The 26,035-nt window shown below is 63.2% G+C and carries 17 protein-coding genes; 6 read left to right on the forward strand and 11 right to left on the reverse strand.

Translation table 11 applies throughout. From position 1 onward, the window contains the following. The first annotated feature begins 590 nt into the window (after window positions 1–590). Complete coding sequence (locus M8859_RS35720; protein WP_159929915.1) at window positions 591–794, forward strand: hypothetical protein; 204 nt, start codon at window positions 591–593, stop codon at window positions 792–794. Window positions 795–1,279: 485 nt separating this feature from the next. Here M8859_RS35720 and M8859_RS35725 read toward each other — a convergent pair whose 3' ends face one another. The 3 genes from M8859_RS35725 to M8859_RS35735 all read right to left on the reverse strand — a co-directional run bounded on the left by M8859_RS35725 (window position 1,280) and on the right by M8859_RS35735 (window position 5,646). Continuing rightward, entirely contained in the window at window positions 1,280–2,377 is a 1,098-nt protein-coding gene (locus M8859_RS35725) for a hypothetical protein (RefSeq protein ID WP_249645596.1), read from the reverse strand. Between the two features lie 376 nt (window positions 2,378–2,753). After that, complete coding sequence (locus M8859_RS35730) at window positions 2,754–4,211, reverse strand: aminotransferase class V-fold PLP-dependent enzyme (protein ID WP_195072369.1); 1,458 nt, start codon at window positions 4,209–4,211, stop codon at window positions 2,754–2,756. Between the two features lie 388 nt (window positions 4,212–4,599). Then, window positions 4,600–5,646: an alpha/beta hydrolase gene (locus M8859_RS35735; protein WP_249645597.1), complete on the reverse strand. Its 1,047-nt coding sequence runs from the start codon at window positions 5,644–5,646 to the stop codon at window positions 4,600–4,602. Window positions 5,647–6,396: 750 nt separating this feature from the next. On the opposite strand from M8859_RS35735, the gene M8859_RS35740 reads away from it, so the two are divergent. Together M8859_RS35740 and M8859_RS35745 are read left to right on the forward strand one after the other, a co-directional pair. Further along, window positions 6,397–6,858 carry a hypothetical protein gene (locus tag M8859_RS35740; protein WP_159929923.1) on the forward strand — a complete coding sequence of 154 codons (462 nt, stop codon included), beginning with the start codon at window positions 6,397–6,399 and terminating at the stop codon, window positions 6,856–6,858. Then, entirely contained in the window at window positions 6,855–7,112 is a 258-nt protein-coding gene (locus M8859_RS35745; protein WP_159929925.1) for a hypothetical protein, read from the forward strand. The genes M8859_RS35740 and M8859_RS35745 overlap by 4 nt, the downstream gene beginning before the upstream one ends. A 17-nt stretch (window positions 7,113–7,129) precedes the next feature. Here the strand turns inward: M8859_RS35745 and M8859_RS35750 are convergent, their stop codons facing one another. Then, the gene (locus M8859_RS35750; RefSeq protein ID WP_321210153.1) at window positions 7,130–8,536 is read right to left on the reverse strand and encodes an FAD-binding oxidoreductase; all 1,407 of its coding nucleotides are present in this window, start codon (window positions 8,534–8,536) and stop codon (window positions 7,130–7,132) included. Between the two features lie 7 nt (window positions 8,537–8,543). Further along, window positions 8,544–10,076 (reverse strand): amino acid permease, encoded by a 1,533-nt coding sequence (locus M8859_RS35755; protein ID WP_159929927.1) that lies wholly within the window; start codon window positions 10,074–10,076, stop codon window positions 8,544–8,546. 1,339 nt (window positions 10,077–11,415) lie between these two features. Here M8859_RS35755 and M8859_RS37420 point away from each other — a divergent pair. Then, on the forward strand, window positions 11,416–12,312 hold the full coding sequence (locus M8859_RS37420; RefSeq protein ID WP_159929929.1) for a helix-turn-helix domain-containing protein: 897 nt from the start codon (window positions 11,416–11,418) through the stop codon (window positions 12,310–12,312). Window positions 12,313–12,809: 497 nt separating this feature from the next. On the opposite strand, the gene M8859_RS35765 is transcribed toward M8859_RS37420, so the two are convergent. Continuing rightward, window positions 12,810–14,474 carry a WXG100-like domain-containing protein gene (locus M8859_RS35765; RefSeq protein WP_249645598.1) on the reverse strand — a complete coding sequence of 555 codons (1,665 nt, stop codon included), beginning with the start codon at window positions 14,472–14,474 and terminating at the stop codon, window positions 12,810–12,812. Between the two features lie 803 nt (window positions 14,475–15,277). Between M8859_RS35765 and M8859_RS35770 the strand changes: the two genes are divergently transcribed. Further along, complete coding sequence (locus tag M8859_RS35770) at window positions 15,278–15,493, forward strand: hypothetical protein (protein WP_159930063.1); 216 nt, start codon at window positions 15,278–15,280, stop codon at window positions 15,491–15,493. Window positions 15,494–15,970: 477 nt separating this feature from the next. On the opposite strand, the gene M8859_RS35775 is transcribed toward M8859_RS35770, so the two are convergent. Genes M8859_RS35775 through M8859_RS35785 form a run of 3 tightly spaced genes read right to left on the reverse strand, consistent with a single transcriptional unit; the run spans window position 15,971 to window position 19,931 of the window. Next, a complete protein-coding gene (locus M8859_RS35775; protein WP_159929935.1) occupies window positions 15,971–17,338 on the reverse strand; it encodes a hypothetical protein in 1,368 nt (455 codons plus the stop codon). 53 nt (window positions 17,339–17,391) lie between these two features. After that, complete coding sequence (locus M8859_RS35780) at window positions 17,392–18,450, reverse strand: amino acid--tRNA ligase-related protein (RefSeq protein ID WP_249645599.1); 1,059 nt, start codon at window positions 18,448–18,450, stop codon at window positions 17,392–17,394. Window positions 18,451–18,479: 29 nt separating this feature from the next. After that, window positions 18,480–19,931, reverse strand: coding sequence for an FAD-binding oxidoreductase (locus M8859_RS35785; RefSeq protein ID WP_249645600.1), 1,452 nt, complete (start codon window positions 19,929–19,931; stop codon window positions 18,480–18,482). 358 nt (window positions 19,932–20,289) lie between these two features. Between M8859_RS35785 and M8859_RS35790 the strand changes: the two genes are divergently transcribed. After that, window positions 20,290–21,306 (forward strand): aspartyl/asparaginyl beta-hydroxylase domain-containing protein, encoded by a 1,017-nt coding sequence (locus tag M8859_RS35790; protein ID WP_195072361.1) that lies wholly within the window; start codon window positions 20,290–20,292, stop codon window positions 21,304–21,306. Between the two features lie 24 nt (window positions 21,307–21,330). Here the strand turns inward: M8859_RS35790 and M8859_RS35795 are convergent, their stop codons facing one another. After that, a complete protein-coding gene (locus M8859_RS35795) occupies window positions 21,331–22,197 on the reverse strand; it encodes a methionyl-tRNA formyltransferase (RefSeq protein WP_308221259.1) in 867 nt (288 codons plus the stop codon). Further along, window positions 22,194–25,949, reverse strand: a complete 3,756-nt coding sequence (locus tag M8859_RS35800; RefSeq protein WP_249645601.1) for a non-ribosomal peptide synthetase — start codon at window positions 25,947–25,949, stop codon at window positions 22,194–22,196. The genes M8859_RS35795 and M8859_RS35800 overlap by 4 nt, the downstream gene beginning before the upstream one ends. Window positions 25,950–26,035: the final 86 nt, after the last annotated feature.

Raw genomic sequence — 26,035 nt, forward strand, 5'->3', positions numbered from 1 at the left:
AATCCTGCCCACCGGCACCCGTACCCACCGACACCTCCAACCGTCCTCGCATAGGTAGACAACCCACATCCGAAACTCTCAGACCACTACCTACCGGCAGCTGCCGCAACACGGACACCCGTCGAACCTCTAGCCCGCCTTCGCCGCGAGCTTGCGCCATACACGCTCATGCCTGCCCGCGCCATCCAAGCCGACCCGCCACGCCGCCGGGTGGTAACGATCCGGCGGCTTCCGGCGAGCCGAGAGATGCGGGTGTTCAATGTCGGACGCTGAAGGGAATTCAAGCCTCGAGGCCTCGCGCCGTGAGACCTGAGGAGGACCACATGGACAAGCCGGTGTGCACCGATTGCTGGCGCCGTGACAACCTCAGCTTCGCGCAACGACTGGACCCCGCGTTCATCGCTCCCGGTCCGGTACATCGATGCGCGTTGCACCTAACCCTTCACGAGGATCTACCCGGCGGACCCGGGCACGCCCCGCGGGCGGCGTAAGCGTCGCGGCGCGAGAACCTTTTCGCCTCCCGGCATTGGGAATAGTGCCACCGCGTTGGCCCTGGCAGGATCTTCAGGATGCGAACGGCATGGAAACCAATGGCAGCGGCTGCCGCAGCGATGGTTGTTCTCGGATTGGCGGCGGGCAACGCCACCGCCGAGGGAGTGTGGATCGGCGAATACGAGACCCAGCAAGAGTGCCTGGCGGCCGGGGAACGTTACCGCAGCTCCGACACTTACCCCGACTGCGTCTACAAAAGGTTCGGCCCCTGGGAACTGTGGGTCCGCTCGGCTGGCGGCTGACCGGCACGACGCGGCCGTTGGGTTCGATCAGCGGCTCCGACACCGGTTTCCTGGTCAGCAGGCCGCCGTTGTCGGCGTGGATGTAGTCGGGTACGACCCCGTCGTTGGCGGCGACGGGGTCGAGCTGGAACCTCGCGGCCGGTGACCGCAGTGTCGGCCAACCGGCGTCGATAACGGCTGTGCACTCGCCGCGATTCACCAAGTCTCCCCTGGGTCGATCACGAATTGTGTGCCAAGCCACATTCAGAAGGGAGCGTCGAAGCTCGGTTGCCGGTTCCTGCTCGCCGCTTACACAGCAGCTGGGTTCGGTGAAGGTGTGCACCGACGCGATGGCCGGGTGCGCGGGCAGCATGACTCTGGTGGCTGCCAAGTAGCCGATTCCACTCGAGTCTCGGTCCGGAAATTGATCGACTGGGCGAACACGCAGGACACCAGACGAGGTCGGACCAGTGTGCAAGCGAACTCGTGATCGTGCCGGGTCCCTTTCACCCCTGGGCGGTCGCCACGGTGGCTGCGGCGGCCCGCTCGGCCTCCTCGACGGTGCACCGGCCGAGGCCGCATGCTGTCGCTACACCGTATGCGGTGCGGCCCGCACCTGCTTCGAACAATTCCAGGCTCCGGATACTGTCCTCCGCCCCCGCCGACGACACAACCCCGGCGATGACGCGCCAGTCCCGGTCCAGCCGCCGCAGCGATCGGTAGAACGCCGGGTCCACCGGAGCCGGATGGGCGCCGTACGCACAGGGGATGTGCGCGGGTGGTAGTGGTACCGCGCGAGCACGTAGGAGTCGTGCGACCACATTCAACAGATTCACCGCCGGCGCAAGACTTCGTGGGGCGAGAAGCTCTTTGTGCCGATAGTCGCCGTAGCAAAGATGCAGCACGGTCTGTGCGCCGATATCATGCGCCCCTGCGAGAAAGCTTGCCAACTGTCGCGCGACCAGACGACCGACCAGAGTCTGCACACCCAACCGCGCCGCCTTCACCAGTGCTAGCTGAGCGATCGGCGACTCCACCTGCCAGGTGATCACGTCACCGTGATCGGCTTGCAGCCGGGTCATTTCGGCCAGTACGGCCTCGACGAAAACCGGCAGGTTTCGCAGCGCCGGAGTCACCGTCCTGAGGTGGCGTAGAGCGCGCCCGACGGGAAGTCCGTCGGCCACCGCCGCGCCGCCGAACACGAACATCGCCAGGTCCAGCGGATTCGGTTGACTCACCTGCAACCTCGTGTCGACGAGTTCCGGGTGCCGAGTCCGCATCGCACGGAAAGCGGTGACGGCGGCGCCGATGCGGTCGACGCGGTCCATTGCGACGTGCCGGGGTTCGAGGGTGACACCTCGGCGAATCCCATAGACGCGCATGTCGGCGTAGTCGGCGAAGTCACCGCTGCGCACCACTTCGAAAACGTCGCTGTACTTCGCCCGATCGCGCAGGTACTCCACAACCCAGTTGGGATCCAGATCTCGCGGCACTCCGGTGAGCAGGTGGCCCCCGCTGTGCCGGACGAACCATTCCAGCACGCCACGGTCATCGGTCATCAATGGTGCGGGCAAGCTGCCCACGAAGTGCACGAGTCGGGTCATCGCCTGTCCAACACGTAGTTCTCACCAACGGATCAGTCGCGCGCCCCGCTCGAGGCCACGATTCGGGGGCTACCCAGCACGATAGGCCGTTCGATTGCCGGAAATTCGCCACTGCTGGGAATGCTGGACTGGGCGAACGCGTCTGTTGGCTTGATAACGACCTCGACCCGCAAGCTGTGACCCGATGATCAGCGTCTCGCCGAGCTGTAGAGCGCGTGGTCGGCGCGCCCGTCGGCTCGATGACGCCCAGCACCGGTGGGAGCATCGTGCGCGTGCGGCCGCCTACCGGCCGGAGCGCACGCCGCGGCCCGATGCCCCGAGCGACACTGATCCTCCGGCTCCGGTGGCGTGCCGGCACCGTCATCGACCGCAAGCGTCAGCACCGTTCTCGATCCGCAAGCGTCCCGAGATTATGGTCAGCAGTGCGGTGATCACGCCACGACCGAAGATAGCGATGGAATCCGAGGATGTCTTCGAAGCTGCTGACCGGGCCGAGCGAGACGCGCAATGCACCGCCGGTGGGTAGACCGATGGCTCGTCGGTAATCGTCGATCGTACGCAAGCCCACCCGCATCGTCCCTACTCGAATCAAATCTGCGGGCTGGAGTTCGAATATCGTCTCGCCGACGCCGGGGTTGCAGAAACACCCGGCGCGCAACGCGATCCCATGCTGTACCGCGCGGTCTTCGGCCATCCGTTCATCGACGATGTCGCCGCTCATATCCAGCAGGTTGAACGCGATCGTCGGGCCCCTCCCTCGGGTTTCGGTGGGGCCGTACAGCGCGCAGACAGGCAAGCCATTGCTGTGGCGGAGCGTCGACATCTCATCGAGCAGGAATTTCATCAAGCACCGGACTCGTGTTCTGACCGATTCGCGATCGAGAGTCTGTTGTACGTAGTCCAGTCCGATCGACACACCGAGTGCACCGAGGAAATCGGGCGTCCCGTCCTCGAAGTTGTCCGGGGGTAGGGCGCTGGCGTGCCAGCCACCCAGTGCACTCGAGGCGACGACCGTGCCGCCGGAGAACCAGGGACGTCGCAGTTGTGCAAGCGCGTCGTTCTTGGCGATCAGACATCCAAGCCCCGTCGGCCAGCCGAAGATCTTGTAGTAGGACAACGGGACGAAGTCGGGTTTGTGCCGGCTGAGATCCAGATCCGATATCGCCACGTACGCGGCAGCGTCGAGAAGTACCCGCCAGCCACGGGCGTGAGCTTCGGATATCCAGTCGAGTGGATGTTGAACACCGGAGAAGTTGCTCTGCGCTGGATACGCAAACAACGACGGCGCCGTCCCGGTGCGGTTCAATGCGTCCAGCACGGCGGACAGCTCGGCGCGAAGATCTGGTCGGAGGACAATGGTTTCCGTTGTTGCTCCCCGTGCGCGGGCGTATTCGCGGATTCCGAGCACGGAGTTGTGATTGTCGCGTAGCAACGCCAGACGGGCTCCTGGCTGGAACGGAAACGACTCGCCGACAAGCCGCAGAGCGCCCGTGGCATTCGCCGTGAAGATCACCGAGTACTCCTCGGGATCGGCGTTCACGAATCGCAGTGTCGCCTGGCGAGCATGCCGGATCGCCTCGGTGGATCGCCGGGACGGAAGGCTGGCGGAGTGCGGATTTCCCCAGATCTCCTCGCCCATGGCGCGCTGATACGCGCGAAGCTGAGATCGGCTGGGGAGGCCGCTTCCCGTGTAGTCCAGATAGATCAGGCCCTGCTCATCGAGTCGACGGAAGTCTTCGGCGCGGACGCGATCGAGATGTCGTGTGCCCTGGTACGCGGGGTACGAGCGCAAGAATGTTTGGAGGTTCACACCCCCGGGTTGTGTAGCGGTCATCCTCGGTCCACATGTCCGTCGTCGAAATTGATTGCCTGCCACGTGGTCGAGCACCCGATACCGGCAGACAAGCGACCCTACCGGCCGTGGCGGGCTGTCCACCGCGCTACGTCCCAGCAGCGGCAAGCTCGATTCGTCGCTTCCGTGCAACAGGCGCGCGGTCTGGACGGGTACGCCCCTCTCCGAGCAGCATCGGAAGAGACTTGCCTTGCCAGCCGTGCCGACTGCCAGGCAACCGAGGACGACATCGGCACCATTGGCAGTCGCTGCCAACCGGGGCGGGCTCGGCGGCTTCGGGTCCTCCTACTTGCTCCCTGGCTGCGACCGCCGGCAGGGGTGGCTGGAGAGGTCTGCGCCGCCGATAGTCGACTGCCTGTGCATCGAGGTGTCAACGGTTGTGGTGGAGCGCTTCGGTGATGGTGGGCCAGGAGCGTGACAGTTCGTCGGCCCAGTACGGCCAGGAGTGGGTGCCGGTGAATCGCAGGTTCACTGTCGCCGGGATCTGTAGTTGTGTGAGCCGGGTGGCAAGGGCGTGAGCACATTCGTAGGCTCCGGCTTCGAGAGGACCTCCGATGGTGATGGCGTCGGGAAGCTCGACCCGGCCGGGTACATCGTGTTCGCCGGGAACTCCGTTGCCACTGGAAAGGTAGATCCTGGTGCCGCGCAGGGCTTGCGCGTGAGTCATGGTGTCGTGGGCCAGCCAGTCCGGGTCGGTGGGTGGGCCGAACATGTTGTCCGGATTGCCACCATAGGTTTTGACGATCGAGCGGGCCTGGGCTTGACCGGTGCCGGAGGCGACGGTGTAGCAGCCGCTGTGGGCCGCGACGACTGAGTACAGCCCCGGTGTACGGAAGGTGAGCATCATCGCTGCTTCGGCGCCCATCGAAACGCCCTGGATGCCGTTGCGGCCGTTGCCCTCGAAGCGGGCGTCGATCAGTGGAGGTAGTTCGCGGGTGAGGAAGGTTTCCCACTTGTTGGTGCCCAGCACAGGGTCGCGCCGCTGCCAGTCGGTGTAGAGGTTGGCCGGACCGCCGGTCGTGAGCACGACGTTCAGGTTCTTGTCGGCGAAGAACTCCACGGCATGACCGTGTTCTGTCCAGCTGCTGGCGTTCTCGGGAGCGCCACGGCCGTCGAGCATGTACAGGGTGGGTCGCGCACTGTTACGGTCCGCGGGCAGCAGTACCTGCACCTGCACGACCCGGTTCATCGCGGGCGAGGTCACGAACACGCGCAGCCACCGATCGGTGATCGGCTCGATCCGGTCGATGACCGGCCGGGCTGCGATCTCCGAGCTCTCCGCGGGGGCTTGGTAACTCTCCGCTGACCCGGTGTCCGCCCCGGACGTCGCGGGCTCGGCCACAGCCACCCCCGGCGCCATCGCCACAATCCCCGACACCACCATCGCGAGCACAACAACCTCGGCAACCCACCGCATCGGTGAGTGCCGTCCCAAACCAGCCCGAGCCGCGAGCGTGCCAACAACATTATCCACACGCCTAGTAAACCGTGGCGAGATTGTGATTCCTCCCAGTGGTGGATCGGCGACGTCCGCCACGAGCGTAATGAGGGAGCCGCAAGGCTGGCGGAAAACGCTTATCCGGGGTATGTCACCAGCCTCACCCGGACCGCGCAGAACCGATGGGAAGCCCGGTTTCCTGTGCGTATCCCAGGCGACCTGGTGAAGTGCCCTTCCCAAGAGTGGGAAGTAGACCGACCGGTAGGCATGTTTTTATCCAGATGGTTGGTAAATCGTTTGATCGGTCGTGCGGTGATGGGGAAACCGGTTGATAAGGCGTGGGCGAATCTCCGCGACGAGTTGATCCCCCTCGCGAAGAGGGTTGCGCAAGTGCGGGCCGCTCTACCGGGCCGTGCTGCGGAAGGTCTTCAGGCCACAGCTTCGACGCTACGTGCTGGCGACGAGTCGAATGCCAAGGAAATCGCGGCCGCGTTTTCCGGCGATCGAGGGCCACATCCTGGCCCGACACCGCCCGCCCCGATGCTCCCCAAGAGGGTGAAGCGGACGAATCCGGCAGACGAGTTCTTGAGAGACATATACGGGGATCGTTATCACACGAACGGTTCCGTCCTGGCCCAGGCGTACGCGCGGTCGTTGACAGCTGTGCCGGAGAAGTTGCACCGTACTGTTGCGGCCCACATGAGAGAAAGACCGCACGGTGGAATTTGGGTGGGTGATGGCAGCTTGTTGACGCTCGGGCATCCAGAATGGTCCGTGGCAACGCGTGGTGGAACGCCAGAAGGTTGGCCGCAAGGCACGACCTGGAACGATGTGGGTGGGGCGTACGACGTAGATCATCGGGCATTACTCGCGGCCCAGCCCTACGAGAGTGATATCGCGCTGCACGAGTTCGGTCACGCAGTGGACCATGCCTTCGGCATGCCGAGCCAAGGGCCGGCGTTCGCGGAGGTCTACGCCAACGTCCTTCCTCGCATACCTCACGAAAGCTCAGAGGCCGCCGCTTATTTCGCACAACCCGGGGGAGTCGGGGAGGAGGAGCTGTTCGCACACGGTTTCGGCTGGTTCCACGACAGCACCGAGCAACCAGGATTCTTCGACTCGGTCGCCGCAGGCCGTCACCTCACGGACTATTACCAGGCCTTCGAAGCACGGATAGGGATCTCGACATGAGCGACAGACATCCTCTGGCCCGCCGCCTCGACGACGGACGCATCCTGCTGCGCTACTCCACTCGAGAACCCGACGGCGCCAGGATCGACGGCTCGGTCGCCATAGGGCCTGAAGACCCCAGATACGCCAGCTGGAATGCAGAGATCACACGCTGGGAACACAGCGAGCCCCTCGACGACTCGATCGACTACAAACCCATCGACTACGAGAACCTCTCCATGTTCCCGGACCCGCCCCCCAATCGACGACGCTGACCGAGCAAGCCCTGTTGTCAGCGGGGCGTGGCATCGCCCGCTACACGACTGGCGCCGGCCGGTCGCGCTGCCGGCAGGATGTGCGGATTGAGGATCAATGATGGGTCGATACTGTGCCGGATGGCCTTCATCACTTCGACGTCCACGGTGGAGCGGGCCAGGTGCATCCATGCCGCTTTGGATCTGCCGATGCCGTGCTCGGCGCTGATGCTTCCGTCGTGGGCGGCGACCAGTTCGAAGACGACGCCGGTAATCTCCCGGGTCCGCTCGGGATCGACATCCAGGAGATTGACGTGCACGTTGCCATCGGCGACGTGGCCGAAGAAGATCAATCGCACGTCGGGGAACTCCGAGGCGATGACGCGGGTGAGGTCGGCGACGAAGGATTCCAGCTCGGCGAGCGGTGTGGTGATGTCCAGTTTGACCGGCGGTGTCGTCGAGGAAGCGTTGATCGATTCCGTGTGGCCTTCCCGATAGCCCCACAGGCGCGACCCGTGCTCGATGGTGGCATCGATGATGAGATCACCGGCACCTTCGAAGGTCTCGAGCATCATCGTTTCGGCATCCGCCGGTCCGGACACCTCGGCCAGCAAGAGAAACGGCGTATCGGTTACCAGGGGCGGGCGGAGGTTGCGGTGACGGCGGACCAGACGTATACCGGCATCGGTCATCAGCTCGGCGGCTTCGACGGTCAGGCCGGAGCGGCGCAGGGCATCCAGCAACTCGAGCGCCGATCCGATGGTCGGCACTCCGGCCATCGCGAGTTGGATATGGGGTGGCGGCACGCGCAATTTCATCAGCACGCGGGTGACGACCGCGAGCGTTCCCTCCGAGCCCGCCAGCAGGCTCGGCAAGTGATAGCCCACGTTGTCCTTGGTGAAGGTCTTCCACCGGGTGAGCACGCTGCCGTCGGAGATCACCGCTTCGATTCCGAGCAGTTGGGCGCGGGTATCGCCGTACTTGATCACGCGCACACCGCCCGCGTTCGTCGCGACGATCCCGCCCAGGGTCGCCGAGTCGCGCGAGGCGAGGTCGACGCCGAAGATGAGCCCCGCCTCGCGCGCGGCCGCTTGCGCCCGGGCGACGGTGACCCCGGCACCGGCGGCGATGGTGTGACCGATGGGGTCCACCGCGGTGATGGAGTCCAGGCGAGCGAGGCTCAGGACGATCTCCCCGTGCAGCGGAATCGAACCACCTACGAGTCCGGTGTTGCCGCCCTGCGGGACGACTCCGATGCCTGCGCGTCGGCACACCCGTATCACGTGGGAAACTTGCTCGGTATCAGCAGGTCGAACCACTGCCGTGGTCGTGCCGTTCCAGCGACCCGTCCAGTCGGTGACGTAGCGGGCCGTCATGTCGGGGTCGGTGAGAACATGCGCTGGGCCGACGATTTCGGCGAGTTCGGCGACGATATCTATGGTCAATGCCGGATTACTCCTTCTCGGATTCGTCGTGAACGAGGTCGGCGTCACTGTCCGCGGAGACGTACGACGACCGCTCGGCGTGGACCGGGAACTGCCCGGTGACGCCCTCGCGTTCCCGAGCGATGCGCAGCACCCGCCCACGGGTCAGAAACCACCCGCAGATCAGCGCCGGAATCATGATCAGCCCGGCGGCGATCACCGCTCCGCGCTGCACCTCGTCTTCACTGAAGGCCATCAACGCGACTACTGTGACGAGGAACAGCAGCGTCGCGATGCTCGTGTACGGCGCACCCACCAACCGGAACGATGGGCGCTCGACCCGCCCCTGCCGCCACCAATACCACAGGCGCAACTGGCAGAGCACGATGGCCGCCCAAGACGACAGCGTACCGAGGGCCGACATGTTCAGCACGATCTCGTAGGCCTTCTCCGGCACCGCCGCGTTGAGCCCGACACCGATCAGCGCGATCGCTCCGGTCGCGAGAATGCCGACGTAGGGCACGCCGCCGCGGGACATACGCGAGGCCGCCGACGGCGCACTGCCGTTCACCGACATCGACCGCAGGATGCGCCCGGTGGAATAGAGGCCGGCGTTCAGACTGGAGAACGCCGCGGTGAGCACCACCAGATTCATGATCGAATCCGCGCCTTGGACACCCAGCTTGGAGAAGAAGGTGACGAACGGACTCGTTCCGGGCACAAAGGCGGTGTAGGGCAGCAAGAGCCCCAGCAGTACGAGGGAGCCGACATAGAACACGGCGATCCGTGCGATGACCGAGTTGATCGCGCGCGGCATGATTTTGGCCGGGTTCTCCGCTTCCCCTGCGGCCGTGCCGACCAATTCGACTGCGGAGTACGCGAACACGACGCCCGTGGTGACTGTCACCAGCGGCAACAGTCCGGTGGGGAACAACCCACCGTGATCGGCGATGACTGCGAAACCTGTCGGCCGGCCCTGGAGGGATGAGCGGCTCGCGAGGAAAATCGTGCCGATGATCAGGAACATCGCCAACGCCGCGACCTTGATCATCGCCGCCCAGAACTCCAGCTCACCGAACCAGCGCACCGAAACCAGATTGATGCTCACCACGAGCGCCAGCGCCACCAGCGCGATCGACCATTGCGGGATGACCTCGAATACACCCCAATAGTGCACGTAGGTCGCGATGGCAGTGATGTCGACGATCCCGCTCATGCACCAGTGGAAGAAGTACATCCAGCCGACGCCGAAGGCAAGCTTCTCGCCATAGAACTCGCGGGCGTAGGAGACGAACGACCCTGAGGAAGGACGATGGAGCACGAGTTCGCCGAGTGCCCGCAGGATGAAGAATACGAATACCCCGCAGACCGCGTACACCAGGAACAATCCGGGCCCGGCCGTGTGCAGCCGACCGGCCGACCCGAGGAACAGACCGGTACCGATGGCACCACCGATGGCGATCATCTGCAGCTGACGGGGACGCAACGTCTTGTGGTAGCCGACGTCCTCCGCTTGCAGCGCATCCGCAGGGCCCGCTACGCCGAGCCGAGTCGTCGCCATAAAGAGCCTCTCCACAGTTTTGGCAGTGATTCCGCTAGTCAATGTACCGTCGCACAACGGTACACTCAGCACGGCGCATGAAACGCCCGAATCGTCCCTGTCGCCACGTGATGCCTGGGACTCGCGCCACACACCTTGCCGCTGCCCGCGCACCCACCGCTGCGATCAGCGCCGAAAGATGCGACCACAAACTATCGGGCCGGCTACCGGCGACGAGCCTGGCGGGCATCGACCGCGGCAGGACTTTAACGAAAACTGTTGCCGCCGAGAAGTTCTCGATCATCCGCTGAGGTCGGCGATCTTGCGTTTTACCGGATGATCCGCTCTGCCTCGGCCGAAGTTCCTCAGTTCTACCCCTCGACGGCCGATTGCCGGATCCACCTGCGCAGTGTTCCTGCGTCATTCCCGAATCGGCGACGAAACCGTCCTGATCGCCGCCCTCCACCGGCGTAGTCGTCGCGATGGTCTGCAACCAACCGCACAGCCTTCGGGCGGGTTGCGGCATTGTCGCTCGAGTGATCCGCCCCTCCTCTCGGGCGAGAGCGTGCAGTGTGCACCGCGGACGGCGGATTCGGCCCGGAGTAGCCAGGAGACTTCGCGGGCGCACGCCGTCAGGGCAGTGGGTGGACAAGTCGGCGCTGCTTCTAGGTAGACGGATATCGACTCCCTATGACGACGGGCTACCTATACGACGATTGTGAATCGCGTAAGGCCGGGGGTACTGGGGCCGAGACCTCCCATCGCACAGGAGCTGAGATGTATGCGTCAAGCGACAGATGTACGAGTGGATCGTGGGCCGCCGATTGGGGTAGTGACGTACGCCACACGATTCGAATCTTTTTCTACTTTCGGCAGAGCGCTGAAGACGAAGAACGCACTCGCGATCGAGTTGTAGTTCGAAATTCGGCACCCCGCGGCTACATCGACGCGAAAGCGTGTCGGTCAGCCGAGCTGGTCCAGCTCGAACCATATCATCCAGTATGGTTAAATTTGTTCTACTCTCTCGAACTGGTGAAAATAATCCTAGCGCTACCGGCGGGTAGCTGTGAGCATTCATGAGCGAGGTCATGTCGATTGATCCGCTGTTCTCAATTGTGGCAATACCGGTTACGCAGGAATGGGTTATTGAGTCCGATTCGGAGAAGTGTCAATGTCGGCCGCGTTCGGCGAAAGTGCGCGAATCAGGTGAATATCTTGCCGTCGGTCCGCATTACAGGGACTGTCGGATCGGACATGGTGATCATCCAGACGTGCGGCGATGTCATTCGTTCCGGCTCTGCCGCGAGCCCGGCCTCGATGTGGCTCGTGTACGCGCCGAGGCCGGCGTGACATGTGTCTGGTGACTTCGAAAACGAAGGCCCTGCATCGGGGCGAACCGGAGGAGTTCCGCATTCCTCAGGCCGTAAGTACGCCGCATCCCCGGTTGACGACGATGATCAGCCGTAAGTACGCAGGTCACTCCGGAAGCGGAAAATCTCACAAGTTCCCCATCCTCCTGCCCGCCACCACAGCAGTGCAGATCGTGATCAGGTTGGATGAGACAGACTGCCGCCCATGTAGTTTTTTGAGGGGCCCGAAGGCCGCACCTCTTCTACTCGACCTTTTCTGCGCTTCGTCCTATCTGGAACTGTGGCTGAACCCTTCGGGTGCTTATTCGCTGCTAGGCCCTGACGTCGGCGCCGCATCGAGGGAATGTATAGTCGACCTTTATGATCTCGTCGGATCACGAGGCCGAGAATTGGCGGACAGAATTCGCGGAGAGCAGACCTGGGCCGCACGCTTCGACATCCTCGACAAATTCCTGCTCGACCGCGCGGAGCACGGTCCGGAATTCTTACCGGGGGTGGGCAGAGCATGGGCAATGCTGGTGGACAGCGGAGGGGCGATGCCGATCGGACGGATTGCCAAAGAAGTGGGCTGGAGTCACAAACATCTGATCACGCGATTCGCTCAACAAGTAGGTCTGTCACCTAAAACGGCTGCGCGCATCATTCGCTTCGATCGAGCTCGTCATCTACTCCGTGAAAATCCGCTCTCTCCGCTTCACGAGATCGCCGCTGATTGTGGTTACGCGGATCAATCTCACCTTACCCGCGATTTCCGCGAATTTTTCGGAATCACACCGTCCGCGTACCTGATGCACTTCCAAAACGAATTCAGAAGGCCAGCGCGTTCATCTGAGCAGGGAAGCGCTCCTAGGAGTATCGAGAGGTACGAGTTTCCCACTCGGTGCTGAACCAGGTAGCCGCATGGCACCCTGCTGCCGAAGAGGTCTCCGGGCACGGATAGCACTCGGATAGTCTGACGAGGCCGTCGATTCGGGCTGCGCGCCGAGACGGATGGCGCTTCGCGCGGCTGCCGGAGAGTGCGGGGGGTGTACTCGAGGCTGGGGTTGGTAGCGACGCGGTCTTCCCAGGCGAGGAGTCCGACCGAGCTGTTGCGGCGCATGCACACCAATGTCGAACACGCCATCATCGACATCGGCGAACTGTTCGGCACGACCACGCCTCATACCGAAGTGACACCACCCGTACTACCGGGCATGTGATGTGTGCGATCGAGTGGCGTGATGATCTTCTTACCGGAGGCGCGGGTGAGGGCGCCCCGAACAGGACCCCACGCGCCGCGGTCGCCGAGGGAAGAGTAACCGTTTTCCTGCGAGCGCGGTCACTCCCTGAGCAGGCAGAGCGCGAGCGACGAGCGTTGGGCGGCGGCAGACGTGTTGATCGGCCGCTATGGATTCCGGGTGGGTGGAGTAACGATGTTCTTGCCTGCGGGGAGAACCGAATCGGAAAGCGCGATCCCGGTCTCACCGACGGTGTCCACGCCCTTTTCCTCATTCTTTGCGGTCGCCTTGTCGGGACGCCGTACCGGGGGCGGTCCCAGCGTCGGTGCGACCACTTTCTTCATCGCATCTCGTTTGCCTGCTCCGGTCTTGCTCGCCTTCTTCGACCACGGTGTTTCGCCGGCCTTGCCTCTGGTGGCCGGACCGGCAACAGTTGTGGGTGCCGCTTTCCGTGCTGGTGTACCCGAGGGAGCTGCGGGCTGCATCGGCGCCTGAGCGGGAGCACGCATCCACGGGGTGCTCGACGCTGCGACGTTGTTGCCGGCCCTGAATGGTGACGACGGATGCGGCCCGCCTTGCATGTCGGGTGGCGCAGGATGGCCACTGTGCTGCCGACTATCCGACGGGGCAGGGGTGGGCGTTGCCGCGTGCTCGCGGTCCGCTTCTGCGGGCTGGATACGTGGACCGGAATCCGCAACCGACGCCTCGGCTGCCTCGGGCATTCGCCCGTTCCCGTTCCGGGCGGAGTTGTCGATTGTGTCAGTGCGGTTCGCGCCGACTTCGCCCGCGGTGGTCACGCTCGGCTGTGCCGCTGCGGGGACATCCTGGGCGATCGCTTGGCCCGGTTCGTGGGCGCCCCCTGCCGATGTAGCCGCTGATCCCATTTCCCCGCTGATAGACGGCGGTCGGTCGGCCGATCCGGCCGCTACCGGTCGATCTCGATCCGCGCCTGACCCCGAAACAGCTACTGGTGGAGGGTCGTTCGTCGCTCGCGGTGAATCCGCCGACCTGGGGAACGAATGCATGTCGGGACCGGCACCAGGCTGATACGGTCCCGCAGGCGCCGTCACGGTATCCCGCTGCGGGGAGAGGGTGAGATCGTCAGCATTGTCCGGTGGGCCGCCGGCTACGGTGAAATCCAACGTCGCCACCTTACCGGCGAAGTCTGTCGCATGTCGCAGGATGTCGTCGGCGTGCTTGTCGAGGATGTCGGCGAAGCGCGACACCTCGTCGGGTTCGATGTACAACGGCTGGACAGCTGAACTGCTCGGTGGCGCAGGCACATCCAGAACGTCGCGTACCGTTCTCTTGAGCAATCGGTCGATGGTGTCTTCCAGAGGCTCGATAGCCTTGTCGATCACTTCCGCGGCGAGGTAGGCAATCAACATCTCTTCCAGGCCGTTGCACAGCCTGCGAGCGACATCCCGAATCGCAATGCTGAACGCCGCTGCGCCCGGGGTGGCCAAAACGAACGCGTAACTCGCCGCGAGCGCGGCTAATTCAGCCAGCACCACGACCTTCACCGCCGTGATCACATCGGCCGCGATGTCCAGCGCACCGGCCACCACCTTGCACGCCGCATCGAGGTCGGCCATATGCGAGGCGCTCATCCGGCCCCACGACGCGACCAGCGCCTCGTAGGAATCACCGGAATAGACTGAACCCATATCAGTGATAACTCCGGTTGCCGACTCATGCGTGGACCGCACGCTTTCTGCGAAGTCGAGCACATAGCGGCCGAGCGCGCGAACATCGTCCTCATTGACATCCGGATAGGGAATACCGATCAGATTGAGGAAGAATGCGACCTCGCTCGGTATCTCGATAGCCAATGTGGCACCTTTCCGAGATCAATGGGACACACGCGGAGTGGACTTACGGACTCCTGATCCGGCTCGTCCAAGTGATGGTCGGCGGTCTCACATGGCAGCCGGACGAATGTATGCCACGCACTTGCGCGCACGGTACGGATCGCCCCGTCGGCGACCTGGGTCCTGGTCGAATCAGCTCAGCAGGCTGATCCGTCCCATAGCGCGTTCGGCCCCGAGAATGTCTCTCGAGTGCAGTATCGAAGATGCCGCCAACGAGCGGCACAACCTCGGGGATTCACGACCTGCCGAGCGATGGTCGCCGGACAGCATGCCCGGAACTGCACTACACACCTCCTCTCCTCCCGCGGAGGGCCTACCAGCACTGCAGGTCCCACAAAAATCAGCCCCAGGGCAGTCGTCGGTGCCGAAGCAAATGCCCTGCGCATAGCCGCGGACACTCTTCGAGGAGAGCGCGGCTATCCGGGCACCCTCAGCAAGCTGATTCACGACGACCCAGAGCTCGAATACTTATCGATCTGAACAATAGTGATTATCAGTATTCCCGATCGATGTATAGAACAGATTTGAACTAGGGCCCGTCGGGGTAGCGCGGGCCGACCGAGGTTCCGTGCGATTACGACGACCTGACCGTCTGGGATGCGGCTCGGGGCGACCGAACGCCACGACGGCGCGACCAACGACGACCGATACAGCTCGACCAAAACCATAGGGACCCCCGATTCGAGGGCAACACAATTCGGGTCATGCGTGGTGAGGGCTTGCCGATCAGGTTCGGCCGTCTACCCGATCCACGAGGAGTTGGAATGTTCGCAGTACGTGGATTTGCCGCCGCCGTGATCGGTGCCGCAACCCTGACCGGTGCTGGGGCGGCCGCCGCGGCGCCGTTGCCGCTCGAACCGCAGGCGCCCGCACCGGCCGTGTCGGTCGCAGGGAGCTGTGGTGGTATCACCGACCCGTTCGTGGCGCTGGTCTGCGCGATCAGCAGCCTGTCAGGCGGAGGCGGCACGGCCGTTCGATGAGCAGCCGTGAAGCCGGCTCAGCCGAATAGGCCGCGTGCAACCGGCGCCGAGTTCGGCAGTGGCGCTTCCACTGCCGAACCAGCCGAGCGAAAGCTGAGCGCACAACGAATCGCATCCTCGCGCCACCGGACGAATTCGGCTCGTCGAAGTGTTCACCGAAGTTCGTTCCGCCCGCGCACCCAGGCCTCGGGGGCGGTCGTGTTCAAGCTTCGTTCCCGAAGACAACCCCACCGGCGGGTCGTTCTTCGTAGGCGAAGACCACCTGATCGACCACCTCAACGAGTTCCTCGACCTTCTCGGGGTTTCGCTTCACCGAGACGTACCTGACTGAACGCGAGACCCTTCGTGGTCCTGCCGTCGACCGAATCTTCGGCGGCGTAGCCCCGCATCGGTACGGAAGCTTCGTTCGGGCAGCGACGAGAGATTCGACCAGCCCTGCGAATGTCGCGGTTCGGAGCGCACTACACGTCGTGAACGCTAGGCATACCAAGCTGTATTGTCCACTCCGGTAGCGATATTCACGATCGAGGTCGCCGGTGAATCGGTATGTCGCACGAGTAAACCCCCAAGATTCCCGCCGAACAGGATCGGACTGACGACAGACGCCGCGCGCACCAGCTCTGTGCTCCCGGTGGATGGCCTGTGTACTGGTATCTCGATAGGGTCGGGTGACCAGAACTCCTGCACGACATACCCTCCGTGGGTTGCCGCCGAGGTCACCGCATCGTGCCATTCGGCGGCAGTAGTCGCTTGCCCTACGACTACCCCTCGTCCGCCGAGTTGATCATGCGGTTTCAGTATGAACCTGTCTTGCTCGCTGGTGAGCAGAGAAAGTAGATCGAGAGAGCGGCCGCGCCAGGATACGTTCAGGTCCGCGACCACTCGAGTCCATGGAATATGCGTCTCTACGAACACGCGGTCTGCTGTGGGCAGCGAGTCCGCAGATTCGCTCAGCCATGCCAAGATCTTCTTACTGGAGTACAGATCCGCCAACTCTGGTGCCAGGGTGACCGCAGTACCGGCCTCCATGGCGTGGCGCAGCGGACCGATGTCCCATTTCACTTGCTTCGCGCCTTCGTGTGTGTACGCGAAAGTGCGATAAGCGATATCTATCCGCTGACCCCGATGCGTAAGCGCGGTAGGGGAGGAGTCCAGCTGGTCGGGAATGGCGAAACCGCAGGATATGCCATGACCGTTGAAATCGTCGATTGTTTCCGAGAAATAGTCCCTGGAACCGAGTCCTTCGTCGCTCCAGCCGAGCAAGCACACCCGGGGATTCGATATGTCGTACGCTCGTGCGGCTTTCATGACGACTTCGCGGCGAGCCGTGAATGTATCGGGCACAACGAATTTTGCGGCAATGTCGCGGCGCATAGCCTTGAGTTTGTTCATGAAGAACCGGTTCTGTCTGGTCATTTGTTCCGGTCCGGCGATGCCGCTCGTGATGTTGTATTCGACGAAGCGGGGGATGCCACCGCTGATGATGATGTCCGGCCGGGCCATATCCAGCGCGGTCGCGTTCCATTTCGGATCGTCTGTCAACATCGACGCTGGAGGGCGTCGGTAGCCGAGCAATTCGGCCAACTCCGTCGGTGTTTTCGCTCGCTCGGTGCAAATAGACTCGATCAGGCGGAGCAATCTACGAGACATGCTCGTCAATTCATGTACCTTCGCCGAAGGTAGGAGAACCGGCCTCAACGGTACAGGGCCCGTAGGTGAGCGATACTCACCGGATGCCAGCGCGAGGTCCAATTCCGCCGCTTGGCGTGTGCTGCGTTCCTGATCCCGAGGCGTTCCCAGCAGTGCCCGATCCCATTCGGCCTGCAATTCATTGACGATACCCACGCACTCTCCGTATTCAACATGAGCCGATGTTCAGAAACGGTGTTCGCACGCGGCTAGGGTCGGACAATGGCCGATGGCCAGGACTGCGGCTCATCGATGCGAGAGATCAACGGCATATCGCGGATGTCGTGATGGTTGAGCACCCACATGAGGAACCGGTCGACCCCCATGCCGAATCCCGATGTCAACATCGGAAGTTCCGCTTTCATGCGGAGGTACCATGCGTAGTCGGCTTCGTTGACGCCGTGTAGCGCCATGGACTTGCGCAACTCCTCAGCTTCGGTATGCCGTTCGCCCGACCCGAACACTTCGCCCATTCCGAAATAGAGATCAGCGCACTTGGCCGTCGAGCCGTTCTCATCACCGAAGGCGTGGTAGAAGGGCACCGTCGAACTGTCGAAGTGATGAACCCAGACGAACTCGGATACACGTTCCATCAGTAGACGCTCACCGATGCGGGTAAGGGTTCGGGAACCTTCGCTGCCGCTCACAGCACCCTGTACATCGGCGACCACCGCGGCCGCTTCATCGAAGGTGAGCTGGTCGAAGCCCTCGACGCGGTCGGTCATCCTGACCAGGTGGGAGACGTCGCCTCGTGCCTGGATCAAACGGTCTCCCACTCGATCGAGGATGGCGGCCGCCAGTGCCTTCGCATAGCCGGTGACGTATCGAATAAGGCTGTCCAGATCGCCGGGTAGTTCCGCCTCGCTATGTGTGTATTGGCTGAGATGCGTCTCGTCCGGCTGTTCGGTACGAAACGACGGCAAGATCGTGTAACAGCCATCAGGTGCGAGTCGGCAGCCGTATTCCAGTGCGAATTGTATGGAGTCGGGCAAGTATGTGTCGACGCCGCCGACCGTCACCGCAACCGGCTCGGAGTCGCTGCCCGACGCGGAGGGGCAGGTGACCGTTCGGGTGGTCATGGGCAGGAACAAGTTCTTGAGTCCCTGTGATCCTGCATAACGGGCAGTCTCGGTGAAAATGATGTCGTGCAGCTCGGCGATCAGATGATACCAAGGAGATCTCAGATATTCGATGAGTGTGTCGGGATTGTTGCTGTCGCGAGCGGGTGGGGGAGCGACCGTAATCGCCGCCGAGCCGGTTGAGGTCACCGAACTACCTTTCTATCGCGAACCGATGGCTATGCAGGGGCTATGTTGTGGTTGTGATGAAATATGTTGTCCGGGTCGTAGCGCGACTTGACTTCGGATAGTTTCCGATATCGGTCTCTTCCGTAATGTTCGGCAACGTTGATTCCGACCTCATCCTGTAGGTAGTTCACGTAGGCTCCGCCGGAGCTCCAGGGGGCAAGCCGCGCCATGCTCCGGCGTGCCCAGTCCACGTGCTCCTCGTCCGTACGGGAGTCGGTCCACTGAGCTGAGGCGGTGAATATGTACGGCGCCTGCCGTGCCGGAAAGGCGGACGTTTGCTCGGGTACGTCGAGTATTGCCCCGCGCAGGAATTCGAAGTCTATGCAAGACAGGGGCGACGTGATTTCCGCCGCGGCCTCGATGGCTTCGTGCACAGATGCTGAGGTTAATTCGGAAAGATAGCACGACTTCGTGAAGTACCGGTTTCCGTGAGGTTCCCCGTAGTCGCCTAGTGCTTGCAGTTCCGCATGTGTCAAGACCTGGTTCAAAACTGCGGAGGGCGACGAGGCCGCGAACAGTGGGGCGATCATTTCGCCGGCTCGCGCCGAATCGCCGAGCCATATAGCGGTGAGGAACAACGCCGGCTTTCCGTGTAGCTCTCGGGGCAGCCAATCTTGCGTGCCCGCGATCTTCAAAGCGCCGACCGTGTGGAGGTCCGGCGGCTGCCGCTCAGCGAACTCTCGGTATGCCTCCAGCGCTGCACTCGCGGTGTCCATCGCATGGACACCGGATCGATACGCCACTGGGCCGACTCGGCGGAGCCGGAGAGTGAACCGGGTGACGATTCCGAAGTTTCCGCCGCCGCCTCGAAGTGCCCACAGCAGGTCGGGATGTGTGACATCATCCGCTTCCACAATCGATCCATCGGCGAGCACGACCTCGGCTCGCAGGATGTGGTCACAGGTCAGACCCCATTTTCGAGCCAGCCAGCCGTAGCCGCCACCCAACGCGAGCCCGGCCAAGCCGGTGTGCGATACGACGCCGGCCGGGCAGGCAAGCCCATGAGGAATGGTCGCGGCGTCCACGTCCCGCAGCAGGCAGCCGCCCGCCGCGGTCGCTGTTCGGGAGGCCGGATCGACGGTCACCGCGGTCATCAGCGAAAGGTCGATCATGACCGCATGATCGGCTACCGCGCTACCGGCAACGTTGTGGCCACCACCGCGCACGGTCACCGAATGGCCCGCCGCACGAGCGAACCGGATTACAGCCACCACATCCGCCGTGTCGCGGCATCGCGCGATCAGCACTGGATGGCGGTCGTGCATTCCATTCCATACTCGACGGAATGCGTCGTATTGTCTGTCGTCGGGGGATATTAACCGGTCGCCCATCAGTGATCGAAGCGCCGGCATATCCAATGCCGATTGGTGCGTCAAAGATCCACCCGTCGTTCGCGCACTGGCCTTTCCGTCATCCTCGCGTTCATTCTGCGCCGCTGTCAAAGTCGTAGCTTCCCAGTCCGTGGGGGTGTCGGTGCTGACCGTGGGTGGCGCAGCGGCACTGTAGCGAGACTCGAATCGCTCAGTGTCGCAGATCGAGTGACAGTGCGACGCCGAAATCGCGTCCTGACGAGAGGATCTCGCCGCCGTAGCGACGGCGGGAAGGCTGAAGTGACCGAGAAGGCTGAAGTGACCGAGAAGGCTGAAGTGACCGAGAAGGCTGAAGTGACACTGTCCATGCGGTGGGAATCCGTTATGCTGATCGGGCAGTAGTACGACACTCATTCTTCGACCGGACAGAGCGGGAGCCCCCTCTCGGGGCTGGCCACCGCTGTGCCACACTTTTTTGCGAGGCTACCCGATGACTGCTCTTCCTTCGGCATATCCTGAAGCTTCTTCTCAAATGCCTGCCGCTGCCGAACTTGCCTGCCGTATGGACGCGGCGCGACTGGCGGAAGAGCTTTCCTCGGTCTCTGTTGTCTCCTGGCAGAAACAGCGAACCCATGTCCTCGGGCTCGACGGTGAAAGTGAATTGGGCACCACGAGCCCACCCACCGAGCTCGAGTGGAGGGTACTCCCGCTCTGGAGCATCGGTGGGGACGCAGATCGTACGGATCCAGGCGGTCCGGAGGACAAGGGATATGCGCCCACGATTTGGTGGAGTCGACTGCCCTGTATGCGGGAGGTCGTCTCAGCCATTCCGGTGCCATTCAATTCCGTGCGACTGATGGCTCTCGGCCCCGGCGCGTCCTCGGATGAGCATTGTGACCCCAAATATGATGTGCGCCGGGGCTTCTGTCGGCTGCACATTCCTGTGCTGACGAACCCGGACGCTATTCTTGTCCTTGACGGTGTTCGCTACTGCTGGGCGCCCGGGGAACTGTGGTACGGCGATTTCAGTCGGCTTCATCGTGTTGAGAACAGAGGTGCGGAAGTGCGTGTGCACCTCGTCATCGATGCGCTCATGACGTCTGATCTGGTTCAGCTGTTTCCGGCCCGATTTCGTCAGTCGTTCGAAGATCATGGTGCGCTGTTCAACTCTTTCGGCTTGGCTTGCGCGGATTGCAGGCCATGGGCGCATCCGCGCAAGTTTGCTATCCCCAGATCGTTTCTCAACTTCACCGACGACGCGCCTCTGGAAACTTCGGAGCCGAAGTTGTCTGTCGAACTGCACTATTCCGATCGCAACGTCTACATGAAGACCGTGAATGGCACCGTGCTCGCGATGACCCCGGTGGGGGACAGCAGGTTCCGGTTTTCCGGTTGGAGTGATCAACGAACCGTCGTAGTAGACGATGGTTCGATCGTCTTGGAAAGCCGTTTCGGCCATGACCGGCGGACGTCGAGGATCTTCGATCAGGTCGATTCGGACCACTGACCGTCGATGAGGACACGACAGGCATCATTCGCCGTTGCCCGGCGGTGGGACTGCTGCATGCTCGATGATCCACAGCGGTCCGTCCGCGCAGTGAACTTGCAGGCCGGTGCCCGGTGTGGTCCTCGTGCGTAGTACTTTCAGCCAGCGATCGCCCACCTGAGCGATCGGGCCGGACCCGGCCCGCATCGCCCGAAACGTTCGAACCTGGTTGTGTATCTCGCGCGCGTTGCGCCCCCAGTCGATGCGTAGAAAATCTGGTTCCATAGGCCCGGCATAGGACGCTCGGGTCTCGTCTTGGGGTTCGCCGAGGTCGCCGCCCGCCACTCGATCGAGGCCCTGCGGCAGCAGTTCCCGTATCACCGGCTCCATCCGATGCCACAGGAGCTCAGGGGTCGGTTCGTCGTCGATCGGTATGCCGTCTTGTTGCACGATTACGTTGCCGGTATCGAAGCCGTCGTCCATCCGGTGCAGCGTTATCCCGAATTCGGTGTCGCCGCGGCGGATCGCCCACTGGATGGGTTCCGGTCCGCGGTACTTGGGCAGCATCGAAGGATGGATATTGAGAGCTCCGTGCGCCGGGATTCGCAGGACCGAAGATGGTATGCGCCAGTTGAAGCCGCATACCAGGAGAAGATCGGATCGATAGCCGGTAAGTATGTCGGCTAGACCCGAAGCGGTTCCGGGAAGCAGGAAGTCCATTCCTGGCGGGGCAGCCTGGAGCATCTCGCCTACGGCTCCGACGACATCTGGTGACGGTGCTGCCGCGGGCTTTCGTGAGCGGCTGTACACATAAGCGACCGGCAGGTGCCCAGCCTGTTCGCATACGTTGTGCAGCGTCGAGAACTCCTTGGCGCCGCGGGCAGCGATCACGATTCGCAGGCGATCCGTCACGCGATCACTTCCTGCGAAGTGCGCTCGATCGCGTCGGCCAACTCGGCTACGGTAGCCGCTTCGAATATCGTCCGAACCGCGATCTCGACACCGAGTGATCTTCGGATGGCCGCCGTCAATCGCATCACCGACAACGAGTGGCCGCCCAAGCCGAAGAAGTCGTCGTCGGCACTGACCCGTTCGAGCCCGAGCAATTCGGCGTACAAGTCCGCCACCGCCTTCTGCGTTGCCGTTTCGGGTGCGCGATACTCCGTACTGGACCGATACCTCGGCGCGGGCAGTGCCTGCTGGTCCACCTTGCCGTTCAACGTCAGCGGCATCGCATCGAGCACCACGATCGCCGCGGGCACCATGAATTTCGGGACATGGCTTGCCACGTGCTGACGCAGCGCGGCCTCGTCGACTCCACGGACGGCATCGACGGGGACCACGTATCCGATGAGCCGCCGGTCTCCGGGCCGGTCTTCGCGGACTGTTACCGCCGCGTGTGCCACCTCAGGGTGCGAGCCCAGCGCCGATCGCAATTCAGCCGGTTCGATGCGGAACCCGCGGATCTTGATTTGATCATCGTTTCGTCCCAAGAACTCGAGTTCACCGGAATGGGTCCAACGCGCCAGGTCGCCCGTCCGATACAGTCTCCTTCCGGAGCCACTGAAATGGTCTGCGATGAATCTGCTCGCTGTCAGGCCGGGGCGTGCCCAATATCCCTGAGCGACACCCGCACCGCCCACGTACAGCTCACCGGCGACTCCGACCGGCACACGACGCAGCCGAGCGTCGAGTACCTGGAACGTCAGCCCGGCCAGGGGCATGCCGATGAGGCTGGCCGAGGAGCCGGTGTCGGTTGGGCCGACCTCCCGGAACGAGGCGTGCACGGTTGTTTCTGTGGTGCCGTACATATTGATCAATCGCACCTCGGGATGCGCGGCCAGCCACGATCGCAATCGGTGCGGTGTCAACGCCTCACCCCCGAAAACGATCGTCCCGAGCGTTTCGCTCAGGGCTCCGGCCGCCGACCGTAACGCGTCGAATGCGGAGGGAGTCTGGCTCAGGACGGTCACCCGTTCCTCGGTGAGCAACCGGAGAAGGTCGTGCGGGGACTTCACGACGGCATCCGGAACTATGACCAGCCGTCCGCCGTGGAGCAACGGTCCCCAGAATTCCCATACCGAGAAGTCGAAAGCATAGGAGTGAGTCGACGTCCATACCTGGCCGGACCCGAAGTCCATGCGACCGCTGAAGGCGGTGAACAGTTTACATATGTTCGCGTGGGTGACCGCGACCCCTTTGGGGGTACCGGTGGTGCCGGAGGTGTATATGACGTACGCGACCTGCTCGGCTGGCAGTTTCGTATGGGGAGTGCTGGGGAGGGTATCGATGGCCGGATCCGTCGCATCCACTGTGGGGATAGGGGCTCCGATCTCCTGTAACAGGGTCTTTGTGCGACCGATCAGGTCGCTGGTGGTGATCACCGCCGAGGGTGTCGCGTCGTGAAGCACGAAGCGGATTCGTCGGTGCGGATACGCCACATCAATCGGCACGTATGCCGCACCGAGTTTCAGCACCGCCATGATCGCGATGACCGTGTGCGCCGACCGCGGCAGCAGTAGCGCCACCCGGGACCCCGCGGTGACGCCCGCGGCTACGAGGCGAGTCGCCAAACGGCCCGCCTCGTTGTCCAGCTGCGAGTACGTCCACGAGCGCGACTCGAATACGACCGCACGGGCGTCCGGGGTACGTGCTACCTGTGCGGAGAACAGCTCCGGGATCGATGCACCGCCTGCGGTGGTGAGCTTGCCACCGCTGCCAAACGCATCCAATCGACGGCTGTCGAGTTCATCGAGTAGTTCGACGTCGCCGACCGGCCCGCTCGCATCGGCGACCAGGCTTTCGAGTACGCGCACGAATTGTGTCGCAAGACCGTCGACGGTGGCTCGGTCGAACAAGTCCTCGGCATATTCGATGGTCGCGGGCCAGCCGCAGTGATCGAGGGTTTCCTCGATGGTGAAGGTCAGGTCCAGCCGGGCCACCCCGGTTGCCACCGGCATCCGGGTCGCCGTCACGCCGGGCAAGTCGATGTCGGCGGCTGTGTTGTTCTGGAAGACCAGGATGGTCTGGAACAGCGGGTGGTGGGCGGTGGAGCGGATCGGGTTGAGTTTTTCGATCACGACTTCGAATGGAGCGTCCTGATTGTCGTAGGCCGCCAATGCTTTCCGCTTGACCTGGGTCAGCAGTTCTTTGAACGGCATCCGCGATGTGACCTCAGCGCGGAGCGTCCACATGTTGACGAAGAAACCGACCAGGTCATCGGCTGCCTCGTCGGTGCGACCGGCGATGGGGGAGCCGACCACGATGTCGTCACCGGCCCCCCGCAGATGTAACAGCGCCACCAACGCCGACTGCAATACCATCGACACCGTCACTTCTTCCCGGCGCGCAAGCTGCCTGATCGCGGTTTGCAGCGCCGGGTCGATCACGAAGGTCGTCGTGTCCCCTCGATAGGAGACGACCCGTGGTCGCGGTCGGTCGGTGGGCAGATTCAGGCATTGCGGCGCCCCGGCCAACTCGGTCCGCCAGTACGCGATCTGCTCCGACAGCACACTGTCGGGGCACGTCTCCGATCCCAACAGCGCCAGTTGCCACAGGGTGTAGTCGATGTACTGGACCGGCAGCGGTGCCCACTGGGGAGCCTGGTGGTCGACACGTGACCGGTAGGCGCGGGCCAAGTCCCGCATAAACGGCACCGAGGACCATCCGTCAGCGGCGATATGGTGCACGAGCAGAACCAGGATGTGCTCGTTCTCGCTGCGCCGCAATACATTTGCCCGTACGGGGGCCTCAGCGGCTAGATCGAACTCATATCGGGCCAGCGGCAGAAGCGCGTTCGAGAGCTGCTCGGTGGCCCAGCCGGTCGCGTCCACCACATGCCACCCGACATCGACAGCCCCGGCATCGAGAACCCGCTGTCGCGGCACTCCGTCCACCTCGGGAAACACCGTCCGCAACGACTCGTGGCGAGCAAGCACATCCATCACCGCGACTCGCAAAGCCTCGACATTCAGTGCGCCGGTGAGCGACCACACCATCGGGATGTTGTAGGTCGCCGACGGCCCCTCCAGCCGATGCAGAAACCACAACCGGGTCTGCGCGAACGACAGCGGCACCACCGCCGGACGCGGCGCTGCGGTAAGGGGTGGACGCAGCCGCAGCCGCCCATCGATACTGGCTGACAGCCCGGCGACGGTTGGTGTGTCGAATACCTGCCGGACGGGAACCTCGGCCTTCATCACCGATCGGATTCGGCTGACCAGCCGGGTCGCCGACAGTGAGTGGCCGCCCAGTTCGAAGAAGTCGTCATCGACCCCGACCCGGTCGAGGCCCAGGACGTGCGCGAACAATCCCGCCAGCACCTCCTGCGGGATCGTTTCCGGCGCTCGATACTCCACTTCGGACCGATACTCCGGTGCCGGCAACGCTTGCCGATCGACTTTCCCGTTCACCGTCAACGGCATCGCCTCGAGCACCACGATCACCGCCGGGACCATGAACCCCGGCAACCGTCGCGCCACGAAACGGCGCACCGCGGCCACATCGACACCACCAGACGCCGAATCGAGCACGACATACCCGACCAACCGATGCTCCCCCGGCCCGTCCACGCGCGCCACCACCACCGCCTGCACCACCGCCGGATACGCGGCCAGCACCGCCTCGACCTCGCCGGGTTCGACCCGGAACCCCCGGATCTTCACCTGATCATCGACCCGGCCACAAAACTCCAACTCCCCCGAACGATTCCACCGCACCAAATCACCCGTCCGATACAACCGACCCCCCA

The organism is Nocardia sputi, from assembly GCF_023501985.1.